This window comes from bacterium Scap17 (genome assembly GCA_013376735.1).
Lineage (GTDB): Bacteria > Pseudomonadota > Gammaproteobacteria > Pseudomonadales > Halomonadaceae > Cobetia.
The window spans coordinates 1,998,278-2,010,391 of record VINJ01000001.1 but is presented as its reverse complement, the minus strand read 5'-3'; the positions used below and the strand labels follow the sequence as shown (position 1 = coordinate 2,010,391).

General features: G+C 63.3%; 10 protein-coding genes. All 10 read left to right on the top strand.

The features are described 5' to 3' along the window. Positions 1-448 precede the first annotated feature (448 nt). Entirely contained in the window at positions 449-2,371 is a 1,923-nt protein-coding gene (locus FLM52_08640; GenBank protein NVN55852.1) for a 4Fe-4S dicluster domain-containing protein, read from the top strand. Positions 2,372-2,375: 4 nt separating this feature from the next. Continuing rightward, the gene (locus FLM52_08635) at positions 2,376-3,152 is read left to right on the top strand and encodes a molecular chaperone TorD (GenBank protein ID NVN55851.1); all 777 of its coding nucleotides are present in this window, start codon (positions 2,376-2,378) and stop codon (positions 3,150-3,152) included. A gap of 85 nt (positions 3,153-3,237) precedes the next feature. Continuing rightward, positions 3,238-3,465, top strand: a complete 228-nt coding sequence (locus tag FLM52_08630) for a twin-arginine translocation pathway signal (GenBank protein NVN55850.1) — start codon at positions 3,238-3,240, stop codon at positions 3,463-3,465. Positions 3,466-3,679: 214 nt separating this feature from the next. Next, the gene (locus FLM52_08625; GenBank protein ID NVN55849.1) at positions 3,680-6,526 is read left to right on the top strand and encodes a formate dehydrogenase subunit alpha; all 2,847 of its coding nucleotides are present in this window, start codon (positions 3,680-3,682) and stop codon (positions 6,524-6,526) included. Positions 6,527-6,656: 130 nt separating this feature from the next. Next, positions 6,657-7,316, top strand: a complete 660-nt coding sequence (locus FLM52_08620; protein NVN55848.1) for a 4Fe-4S dicluster domain-containing protein — start codon at positions 6,657-6,659, stop codon at positions 7,314-7,316. Positions 7,317-7,325: 9 nt separating this feature from the next. Beyond that, positions 7,326-8,372 carry a formate dehydrogenase subunit gamma gene (locus tag FLM52_08615; GenBank protein ID NVN55847.1) on the top strand — a complete coding sequence of 349 codons (1,047 nt, stop codon included), beginning with the start codon at positions 7,326-7,328 and terminating at the stop codon, positions 8,370-8,372. 301 nt (positions 8,373-8,673) lie between these two features. Next, positions 8,674-9,018 carry a DUF1244 domain-containing protein gene (locus tag FLM52_08610; GenBank protein NVN55846.1) on the top strand — a complete coding sequence of 115 codons (345 nt, stop codon included), beginning with the start codon at positions 8,674-8,676 and terminating at the stop codon, positions 9,016-9,018. 2 nt (positions 9,019-9,020) lie between these two features. Then, on the top strand, positions 9,021-9,551 hold the full coding sequence (gene moaB / locus FLM52_08605) for a molybdenum cofactor biosynthesis protein B (protein ID NVN55845.1): 531 nt from the start codon (positions 9,021-9,023) through the stop codon (positions 9,549-9,551). Next, positions 9,541-10,860, top strand: a complete 1,320-nt coding sequence (locus tag FLM52_08600; protein ID NVN55844.1) for a molybdopterin molybdotransferase MoeA — start codon at positions 9,541-9,543, stop codon at positions 10,858-10,860. Before moaB ends, FLM52_08600 begins: the two co-directional genes overlap by 11 nt. A 229-nt stretch (positions 10,861-11,089) precedes the next feature. Next, on the top strand, positions 11,090-11,896 hold the full coding sequence (locus tag FLM52_08595; GenBank protein ID NVN55843.1) for a carbonic anhydrase family protein: 807 nt from the start codon (positions 11,090-11,092) through the stop codon (positions 11,894-11,896). Positions 11,897-12,114 lie beyond the last annotated feature (218 nt).

The window sequence follows — 12,114 nt, the reverse complement described above, 5'->3', positions numbered from 1 at the left end:
ACCAGGGCGTCAGGATGACGCGCCGCGACTCGACATGAGTCATTATGACCCACGAGCAATCCGAGCACGCCTGACCAAGGTCATCCTGATGCCTCATGAGTCACCCTGACGCGCCCAATCAAGGCGCACTGACTGCAATGCACAGGCAAGATTCAGCATGACATGCCAACCCTTGAAGATGATGACAAACATCAACCGCCTGCGGTGATGAGTGCCTGCGCGACCTGACCGCGCCTTTCTCCCATTGGGCGTGAAAACGGCAATGTCATCAACAGCATGCAAGAGTTGGCCTGTCATGAATCCCCACTGAACGACTGTCGATCGCCGACCCGGCCCTCACCGCGAAAGACCGAGAGAGGCCGCGAGAATCAGCGACGACCGGGACCTGCATCATCCGCCTGCCACCTGACGGCAGCTTGCATGCAAGGTCCGCCACGACCGAATAAGGATGAGGATGCTCAGCTCAAGCCTCGAGAGCGCTCAACGCGCCCTCAATCAACAAGCACGCCAACGCGCCCTGTCATCCGCCATGGGTGGCTCGCCTGCCTCCAGTCTGCCGCTGTTGGCGACGGATGCCGGCAGCGCCCCCATCCGCTATCACAGTCAGGGACGCACCGCGATCATCGGCAGCGAAGCACGAGTGCGAGCACTGGCGAGTCTGCTGACCCGCCTGCCGGCTACCGCTCAGCTGCCGGTGGCACTCTTGATCAGTGAGCAGGACAACAGTGCGCTGGTGACGATGGATGAACAGCATCTCGCCGCCAGTGAGTCGCTGCCTGCGCACAGTGCTCCACGTGACATGCTCGCGCTGAGCGGTCACCTCGGCCAGTTCAGCCTTGCCAGTGATGGCGTCAATCTGGCCGCCGCATTGGCGCCGCAAGGTGCCGGCAGCGCGCCCCATTTCGACCTGATCGCCGACCTGTCCAGCCAGCCGCTCAACCAGGCGGAACTGCCACCGCCCGGCTACCTGCAGGCCGGCGCGGACATCATCGCCGAGCTGGATCAGCTGGTCGCCGATGCTGAGGCCTCTCAGGAATCACTGCCACAGCTGACCGCCTGGGCCATGCAGTTCGCGGGTTTGATCGGCAACTTCGACAAACCGAATTACGTGACCGTCAATCTCGATACCTGCGCGCACGCCAGTGCCGGCAATATCGGCTGTACGCGCTGCCTGTCATCGTGCAGTGCCGATGCCATCTTCTCGGTGGCCGGTCGTCGCAATGCGCATATCGAGATTGACCCTTACCTGTGCCACGGCGCGGCCAGCTGCGTCAGCGCCTGCCCGACCGGCGCACTGAGCTTCACCCAGCCTCCGGCCAAGCAGCGCATGGAGCAGATCCAGCGCCTGCTGGAGCGCTATCAGGATGGCGGCGGCCTCTACCCGCTGCTGCGCTATCGCCTGGAGCAATCCCTTGCCTCGCAGACTGCCCTGGCGAGTGTCGACCAGGAGCGCTGCCTCGATATCACTCTCGAGGAAATCTCCGCCACCGGGCACGACGAGTGGCTGGCCGCACTCGCACTCGGTGCGACACAGGTCATCGTCGAACTGCCCCACGACCTGCCCGCAGGCCAGTACCAGCAGCTCGAGAGCGAACGTCGCCTGGCACTGACCCTGCTCGACAGCATGGGACTTGCCAATGCGGCCAGTGGCGAGCCGCGCATCCGCTTCGTATCACTGCCGGCCACCCTGCCGCAAATGGATACCCGCGAGGCTGACCCCCTGCCCTTGATCACGCCGCTGTGTGTCGCTCTGGCACCGGGCGCGGATAGCGAAGAAGAGCACCAGCCCAGTCAGCCGATCGCCCGTGACTGGCTGCTGGGTCAACCGCAGGCACGCCCCGGCAAGCGCGAACGCCTCAATCGGGTGCTCGATCACCTGGCGACCCTGTCGGTCGCGGACCTGGCGCAGGACAGCGTCGCCGTACCGACAGGCGCGCCCTTCGGCGTGGTGAACGTCGACAGTGACAACTGCACGCTGTGTCAGGGCTGCGTCGCCGTCTGCCCGACCAGCGCTCTCTCGGCCAATCGCACCTCGCCTGCACTATCCTTCACTCAAGGTGACTGCGTGCAGTGTGGCCTGTGCGAGCAGGCATGCCCGGAGCAGGTCATCACCCTGACGCCTGGTTTTGCTCCGCAGCCCGAGGTGCGCCGCGAACCGCAGCTGATCAAGCAGGATGTGCCCTTCCCTTGCATCAGCTGCGGCACGCCGTTCGGCTCCACCGCCACCATCACGGCGATGCAGACCAAACTGGCCTCGCATGCCTACTTCCAGGGCGATGGTGCACTGCGCCTGAAGATGTGCAGCGACTGCCGCGTCAAGGACATCTGGCACGAAATGGCACGCAATCCCGATGCCCAACTCAAGGTGTGAGCCAATGACATCACCCACGTCGACTCCCGACGACTTTGCAGCAGGTGGGACTGACGACCGTGCACCTGACACCCCTGCGGCCGACTCTCTGATAAGCCATAGTGAAGAACAGCAGGCACTGCGCGCCGACCTCTATCGGTTGCTGGCGCGGCTGTTGCGCGCGGCGCCGGATGCGGAGCTGATCGACTTTCTGGCCGAACTCGACCATGACGCCACCAGCCTGCCCGGGGCCGCCGAGCAACAATTGCCGCGCGCGCTGGCGTCGCTGTCATTGGCCGCCCGCGTCAGCGACTCGCGCCGGCTGGAAGACGACTTCTTCCAGAGCCTGGTAGGCGTGGTGCAGGGCGAGGTAGTGCCCTACGCCAGCTGGTACCTCACCGGCTCGCTGATGGAGATGCCGCTGGTCGCCCTGCGCCAGGACCTGAAACGCCTCGGCTTCGAACGCCAGAGCGACGTGCATGAGCCCGAGGATCATCTCGGCGCACTGTGCGAAGTGATGGCCATGCTGATCGATGAGATGCCCGGCGAGCAGGTCAATTTCTTCCGCCGCCATGTGGCCAGCTGGGGCGAGCGCTGCTGCGCCGACCTCGCGGGACGCGAGAGCCCCTTCTATGCCGCCGTCGGCTACCTGGGGCAGGCCTTCCTGCGGGCAGAGCGCCTGAACCTCGGTGATTCGATCCCGCTGCATGCGGCTACCGGAAACATCTCTGACGAGCAGGTGACGGCCGAAGCCGTCCAGCTCGTCATGCCAGCCAGTGTGGCCCCCGACGCAAGACACTGATGTCACGCATGACGTGAAGCAACATTCGAGACTGCAACGCTATCCATCTCGCATCACCCAGCAGCATTGCCGACAGGAGATCAGCATGAAGACTGATGACGCAAAAGACAGCCATAACCAGGCGCGTCAGGGGCGCCGCAAATTCCTGCGCGTATTGGGCGCCAGCACCGTAGGGGTTGCTGCAGCAGGGTCATTGGCCGGTGCCGTGATTCCGGACCAGGCCGCGCCAGAGGCCCCCGTCAAGGACAAGGGCACTGACAATTATCGCGAGAGTGATCACGTCAAGGCCTTCTACGCCACGCTGCGTGACTGAATGCCAGATAGACAGTGTCCCGAGCCAGCGCCATGCGCGCGGCCAGCGGCCTGAACAACGGGCAGCGCGGAGAGGTTTCCGCCCGCCATCGACAGTGACAAGTCGGCACGGATCAGGACTGCCCCTGATCTGAAAGACCGCCGCTCCCGACATTGCCCCCTGACCCGCTGACGCGGCCCGGGCAATGATTCGGGTGACGAGGAGAGATGATGTCATGCGACTGACCCCCACCCCCTCTGCCAAAGAGACCTCAGGACTCGGTATCAACCGCCGCCAGTTCCTGAAACGCAGCGGTGTCGCCACCGGCGGCCTTGCCGCCGCGAGCTTCATGGCCGCCCCGATGATGAAACGCGCCGAAGCCAAGACCGAAGTGTCTGATGCCCCGGTCGAGACGAAGCGCACCATCTGCTCACACTGCTCCGTGGGCTGCGGCGTCTATGCCGAGGTCCAGGAAGGTGTCTGGACCAAGCAGGAACCCGCTTTCGATCACCCCTTCAACCGTGGCGCGCACTGCGCCAAGGGTGCATCGCTGCGTGAGCATGGTCACTCTGACCGTCGCCTCAAGTACCCGATGAAGCTCGAAGGTGGCAAGTGGAAGAAGCTCTCCTGGGAGCAGGCCATCGAGGAAGTCGGCGACAAGGTGCTCGAGCTCACCAGGGAGCATGGCCCCGATAGCATCTACTGGCTGGGTTCGGCCAAGTTCAGCAATGAACAGGCCTACCTGATGCGCAAGTTCGCGGCCCTGTTCGGCACCAACAATGTCGATCACCAGGCACGTATCTGTCACTCCACCACGGTGGCGGGGGTCGCGAACACCTGGGGCTACGGGGCGATGACCAACTCCTTCAACGACATGCACAACTGTCGTTCGATCCTGTTCATCGGCTCCAACCCGTCCGAAGCGCACCCGGTGGCCATGCAGCACATCCTGCTGGCCAAGGAGCGCTCCAACGCCGAGATCATCGTCGTCGACCCGCGCTTCACGCGAACAGCTGCCAAGGCCAACAAGTACGTACGCCTGCGCCCGGGCACCGATGTCGCCTACATCTGGGGTCTGCTGTGGCACATCTTCGAGAACGGCTGGGAAGATGAGGCCTACATCCAGCAGCGTGTCTACGGCATGGAGGAAGTGCGTGCCGAAGTCGCCAAGTTCCCGCCGGCGGAAGTCGAGCGCATCACTGGCGTCGCCGAGGCCGACATGCTCGACGTCGCGCGTCGCCTGTCTCAGAACCGTCCGGGCAGCGTCGTGTGGTGCATGGGCGGTACCCAGCACACCACCGGCAACAACAACACCCGCGCCTACTGCATCCTGGAACTGGCGCTGGGCAACATCGGCAAGTCCGGTGGCGGCGCCAACATCTTCCGTGGCCACGACAACGTCCAGGGCGCCACGGATCTGGGCTTGATGTCCCACTCCCTGCCGGGCTACTACGGCCTCTCCGAAGGCGCGTGGAAGCACTGGTCCAAGGTCTGGAACGTCGACTTCGAGTGGATCCAGAACCGCTACGACCAGACCGAATATCACGACGGCAAGCCGATGCATACCAACGGCATCACCGTCTCGCGCTGGGTCGATGGCGTACTCGAGAACCCGGACCGCATCTCCCAGCGCACCGCGCTCAAGGCGATGTTCTACTGGGGCCATGCCGTCAACTCCCAGACCCGCGGGCCGGAGATGAAGAAGGCGATGGCCAAGCTGGACATGATGGTGGTGGTCGACCCCTACCCGACTATCGCCGCCGTCATGCACGACCGTACCGACGGCGTCTACCTGCTGCCGGCCGCGACCCAGTTCGAGACCACCGGCAGCGTGACCAACTCAAGCCGCTCCCTGCAGTGGCGCGATCAGGTCATCGAGCCGATGTTCGAGTCCAAGCCCGACCACGAGATCATGTACCTGCTGTCTCGCAAGCTGGGCTTCGCCGACGAACTGTTCCGCAACATCAAGGTCGAGGGCAGCGTGCCCGTCGTCGAGGACATCACGCGCGAGTTCAATGCCGGCATGTGGACGGTGGGTTACACCGCCCAGAGCCCTGAGCGCCTGAAGGCTCACCAGCAGAACTGGCACACCTTCGACTTCGAGACGCTCAAGGCCCGTGGCGGCCCGGCCAACGGCGACTTCTACGGCCTGCCGTGGCCGTGCTGGGGCACGCCGGAGATGGGGCACCCGGGCTCGCCCATCCTGTATGACACCTCCAAGACGGTGGCCGAGGGTGGCGGCAACTTCCGCGCGCGTTATGGCGTTGAGCACAACGGCACCAACATCCTCGCGGAAGGCTCCTGGTCCAAGGGCGCCGAGATCGAGGATGGCTATCCGGAATTCACCGACAAGCTGCTCAAGCAGCTGGGCTGGTGGGATGATCTGACGGCCGAGGAAAAGCAGGCGGCGGAAGGCAAGAACTGGAAGACCGATCTTTCCGGCGGCATCCAGCGCGTGTGCATCAAGCATGGCTGCATGCCGTATGGCAACGCCAAGGCGCGTGCCCTGGTGTGGACCTTCCCGGACCCGATCCCCAAGCACCGCGAGCCGCTGTACACCGCGCGTCGCGATCTGGTGAAGGACTACCCGACCTGGCCGGATTCCGAGTCCATCTATCGCCTGCCGACACTCTACACCTCCATCCAGGAGAAGGACGTCAGCGCCAAGTACCCGATCACCCTGACCTCGGGCCGCCTGGTGGAATACGAAGGGGGTGGCGAAGAGACACGCTCCATTCCGTGGCTGGCCGAGCTGCAGCAGGAGATGTTCGTCGAGATCAATCCGGCTCTGGCCAATGACCAGGGCATCAAGGACGGCGACATGGTGTGGGTCGAGGGCGCCGAGGGCGGCCGCGTCAAGGTGATGGCGATGGTCACCGAGCGTGTCGGCCAGGATGTCGTCTTCATGCCCTTCCACTTCGGTGGGCATTACGAAGGCGAATCCCTCGAGTCCCGCTATCCGGAAGGCACCGTGCCCTATGTGCTCGGTGAATCGGCCAACACCGCGACCACCTACGGCTACGACCCCGTGACCCTGATGCAGGAAACCAAGGTCACCTTGTGCCGCGTCAGCCTCGCCTGACTCGGGTGATGGCCGCGTCTCGTTGACGAGGCCATGACGCAGCACAGGACACGACCGGACGTCACCGTTACCAGAATCATCCGGCCTGTCGACCGAGGAACCCGGCGACAGGTCGTGAAGGAGAAGCACCATGGCCCAGATGAAATTTTTGTGTGATGCAGAGCGCTGCATCGAGTGCAATGGCTGCGTGACAGCCTGCAAGAACGCCAACGAGACCGAGTGGGGCATCCAGCGTCGCCGCGTGGTCACCCTGGACGACGGCAAGCCGAGTGAAGTCTCCATCTCGGTGGCGTGCATGCATTGCGATGACGCGCCGTGCATGGCGGTCTGCCCCACCGACTGCTTCTACAAGACCGATGATGGCATCGTCCTGCACGACAAGGACATCTGCATCGGTTGCGGCTACTGCCTGTACGCCTGCCCGTTCGGCGCCCCGCAGTTCCCGCAGCAAGGCGCCTTCGGCGAGCGCGGCAAGATGGACAAGTGCACCTTCTGTGCCGGCGGCCCGGCCGACAGCCCGGAAGAAGAGTTCGAGAAGTACGGTGCCAACCGCATCAGCGAAGGCAAGCTGCCGCTGTGCGCCGAGATGTGCTCCACCAAGGCCCTGCTGGCCGGCGATGCCGAGACCGTCTCCGACATCTTCCGTCAGCGTGTGGTCTACCGTGGCCATGAAGATGGCGCCTGGTCGCCGGTCGACAAGGCCAGTCATCCGGAAACCTCTGCCAACCTGACCACCAGCAGCGTCCAGCAGGCGGACCACCTGGCCTACGACGCAGCCCGCAAGGGGTAAGGAGGCGACATGCGCGCGCACTTTACAGCTTCACGGTTGACCGTGGTCGCCATGTTCCTGTGCCTGCTGCTGGCCAGTCTCTGGCTGGCTCCTCAGGCACTGGCCGCGAACCCTGACGGCGAGATCGGTCAGGCGGTCGGCACGGTGGACGCCGATACCTGGCGGCAGGTCAAGAATGGGGGCAACTCCATCGACAGCCGTCATGACTCCAACTACAGCCTGATCAACCAGAGCGGCGAGACCTGGCGCCAGATCCGCAATCGCTGGATCTCACCGGGCGGCCTGATCGCGCTGGGTGGCATGCTGGCCGTGCTGGCGATCTTCTACCTGCTGGTGGGACGCAACAATCTGGACCATCCGCGCAGCGGCAAGCTGATGCTGCGCTGGACGGCGCTGGAGCGTGCCATGCACTGGACGCTGGCGACGCTGTTCCTGACGCTGGCCATCACCGGCATCAATCTGCTGTGGGGCAAGTTCGTGTTCCGCAATGTGTTCGGGGATGTGTTCTGGGCCAACATGATCATGGCGACCAAGGTGATCCACAACTATGTGGGCCCCCTGTTCTCGATCATGCTGATCCTGGTGCTGGCCAAGTGGCTGAAGCTCAACCTTCCCAAGAAGCATGACCTTGACTGGTTCCGTCAGGGTGGCGGCATGATGAAGGGCAAGCATCCGGATGCCGGCTTCGCCAATGGCGGGGAAAAGGCCTGGTACTGGATTCTGGCGACGGTCGGCCTGGTAGTGATTGCCAGCGGGCTGGTGCTGGACTTCCCGATCTTCGGTCAGACGCGTGACAACATGCAGTGGGCCAATGTCTTCCACGGCATCGCCTCGCTGATGCTGATCGCGGTGTCCTTCGGCCACATCTATATCGGCACTGCGGGTACCGAGGGTGCCCTCGAGGGCATGAAGACCGGCTATGTCGATGAAACCTGGGCCAAGCAGCACCACAATCTGTGGTACGACGAGGTCAAGCAGGCCGAAGCGGCGGACCCGGCAGCAGACCCCGCCACGGCACCTGACGATAGCCTGGCACGTCAGCAACGTCCGAATTAGCGCGGCGTCAGACATCCGCTGGATGAGTGAAGATACGCTCGGTCAGGTTCGCCTGCCGGGCGTTTTCGCTTGCCAGCGCCTGCTATCTCGCTTGCCCGCGCACACTCTTTCGCGACTCTGCCACCCACTGGTATTCCACCGGCCAATCCGTCTGCCAAATCACAGACCGAACCACGGGCGTGCAGCGCTGGTTCACAGCTCTGCATTAGTTGCGTAAAGTTTCAGATATCCCGCCTGGGCCCACCAGGCACCCCGACAGCACGAAGGCAGGCGCCTGGCTGCGCCTTCTCAGGAGAATTCGATGAGCGACCCGACCCCTCAAGCCGTACAAGACCTGAGCCAACTGGACGAACAGACCCGCACCGAACTGGAAGCGGCCGCGTTCCGTCGTCTGCTCAAGCATCTGGATGACAACAAGGATGTCCAGAACATCGATTTGATGATCCTCGCCGACTTCTGCCGCAACTGCCTGTCCAAGTGGCTGATGGCCGCTGGCGAGGAGCGCGGCGTGAGCTTCGATTACGACGTGGCGCGCGAGCATGTCTACGGCATGCCCTATTCCGAGTGGAAGACACACCACCAGGCCAAGGCGACACCTGAGCAGCTGGCAGCGCTCGAGGCACGTCAACAAGGCAAGAAGGACTGATCATGAGCGGCAATGACGAACAGATCGGCCTCACCATCGCGGTATTGACCGTCTCGGATACACGTACGGCGGAGAATGACCGCTCCGGCGGCGCCCTGGTCGACAACCTGACGGCAGCTGGCCACAGCCTGCATGAAAAGCGCATCGTGCCCGATGACGTCTATCAACTGCGCGCCGTGGTCAGCGAGTGGATCGCGGAGCCGGCCGTGCAGGTCATCCTGACGACGGGCGGCACAGGCTTCACCGGGCGTGATTCCACGCCGGAAGCCATTCGCGTGCTGCTCGACAAGGAGATCCAGGGCTTCGGCGAACTCTTCCGTCAGCTTTCCCACCAGGAAGTCGGAAGCTCGACGATCCAGAGCCGCTGTCTTGGGGGGTTGGCCAACCGTACCGTGGTGTTCTGCCTGCCCGGCTCCACCGGCGCCTGCAAGACGGCCTGGAACGGCATCCTCAAGGAGCAGCTCGACAGCCGCCACCGCCCCTGCAACTTCGCCAACCTGGTGATCCCGGAGCGCGGAACCCATGCCCACTGACGCCAGTAAAGACCCGCATTCTCGCCCGTCGCCTTCCGCGGCGGCAGAATGTGGCTGCGACGCCGTGCCTGTCGGCGCCAAGGGGCTAGCGCCCCTGGCCAGTGCACTCGCAGCGCTCCGTGACAGCTGTCCGCTGATGCCAGCCGAGCGCGTGGCAGTCAATGACGCCGCAGGACGTGTGCTTGCCGAGGACGTGCATGCCAAGCTTGACGTGCCGCCTGCCGACAACTCCCAGATGGATGGTTACTGTGCCCGCGTGGCGGAGATCGGTGACGGTGCCTGGCTGCCGATCAGTCAGCGTATCGCGGCAGGTCAGCCTGCCACGCCGCTGGCCGTGGCGAGTTGCGCGCGCCTGTTCACCGGAGCGGAAATCCCCGACAGTGCCGACGTGGTGGTCATGCAGGAAGAGGTGACACTGCGTGAAGACGAAGATGGCACCACCCTGGCCTGGCTGCCCGGACCTCGCACCCACGGCGACAACATTCGGGTACAAGGCAGGGATGTCAGCAAGGGCAATCGATTGCTGGCGGCGGGCACGCGACTGGATGCTGCCGCGCTGGGCCTTCTCTGTGGACAAGGGCTCAGCTACGTATCGGTACGACGCAAGGTACGAGTGGCCCTGTTCGCGACCGGCGATGAACTGATCGAACCCGGCCAGCCGCTCAAGCCCGGCCAGATCTACAACTCCAACCGCGTGATGCTCAGCCAGATGCTCAGCGACTTCGGGGCTGAGGTGGTACTGGCGCCACTCAATGTGGCCGATACCTTCGAGGCCACCCGTGACATCCTCGCTTTGGCGGCGCAACAGGCTGACCTGATCGTCACCTGCGGTGGAGTCAGCGTCGGCGAGGAAGACCACGTCCGCCCTGCCATCGAGGCGCTGGGCAGCCTGGATCTGTGGCGTCTGGCCATCAAACCGGGCAAACCGCTGGCGCTGGGGCGCATCAACAGCCCCCGGGGTGACGCGGTGCGTGTCGTGGGCCTGCCGGGCAATCCGGTTTCCAGCTGGGTCGGCGGCTGGTTGTTCGTTCGCCCCTTGCTGGGCGAGATGACCGACTGTGATGCATTGCGTGAGCTGAAACGCATGACGGTTCGCGCAGCCTTCACGGCGAAGACTGCCATCCGTCAGGACCACCTGCGCGTGACCTTGTCGCCCGGCAGTGACGGCCAGCTTGAAGCGCATGCCTTCCCGGACCAGAATTCAGCAGTTCTCTCCTCCTGTGCCGGTGCTCAGGCACTAGCCGTGATTCCGCCCCACGCACAGCTCAACCACGGCGACAGTGTGGAATGCCTGTGGCTCGAGCGCTGACATCTCCCCCTCCCTGTTTTCACAACTGTCTTTACCATTGTCGTGACTACTGATGCGATGAACGTCGCGACAACTGACGCTGGAATGCGACACCCTAGTGACACTCCAGCGTCATCTTGACCTCGCCCCTGAGTCCGGCACACTGATTGCCTTCATTCATCTGAGTTCTGACTGCCTACGGCGGCTCAGGACACTGATCGGTTACGGACTCTTGAGCAAGGACACCTCAATGCCAGCCTCTTCCTCGTCGCCCCGCGCGCTGTTACGCCCACTTGCCATGGCTGTGCTGCTTGCCACCACGTCGTCATCCTTGCCGGCGCTCGCCGATGACAACGCCACGTCGCCTGCCCCTGGTACGTCAGTCACCGAATGGAGCTATGCGAGCGAATCAGCGGACGGTACCAACACTGGCGCCAATGGCCCCGAGCATTGGGGAGAGCTCACCCCGGAGTATGCCGAGTGCTCGGCCGGCAGCCAGCAGTCGCCGATCGACATCGATAGCCAGTCACGCACGCTGAATGAAGCGGGCCCGATACTCGACTACCATTCGTCGCTGCTCGTCACGCGCGATACGGGCCACACCCTGCAGATCGAAGGGGCCAGCGGCAATAGCATGACGCTGGATGGCACCCAGTACACTCTGTCGCAGGTGCACCTGCATGTGCCGTCAGAGCACGCCATCGACGGCAAGCGTGCCGCCATGGAAATCCATCTGGTGCATAGTACGCCGGAAGGCAAGCTGGCCGTTCTGGCCGTACTGGTCGAGGAAGGGCATGACAACCTGGCTCTCAGCCGCCTGTTGAGTCGCCTGCCCCAGCGCGGCCTCTCCGAGACCCTGACAAGCGGCCTGTCTGCCAACCTGCTGCTGCCGCGCGAGCATGCCGGCTGGCAGTACTCCGGCTCGCTTACCACCCCACCATGCTCTGAGCCCGTCACCTGGTTTGTCATGAAGACGCCGATCGAAGCCTCTCAGGCACAGATCGACGCCTACCGTGAATGGCAAGGCGGAGAGAATGCCCGTCCCCTTCAGCGCTGATTGATACAGGCCACGCCACGGACGACAAAGGCGCCACCCTCGCGGGTGGCGCCTTTTTTATTCTCGAAAACATATTCCATTCGTTTAAACAACGTATGCCGCGCCTCAATAGCCAACAGTTTATAAGCATACCTTAAATTAAAATCATTTTTTGCCGCTAAATTAACCAGTTAGCACTACTTGATCTTTAGTCGCACGACCGATTAGAAAAAACATAC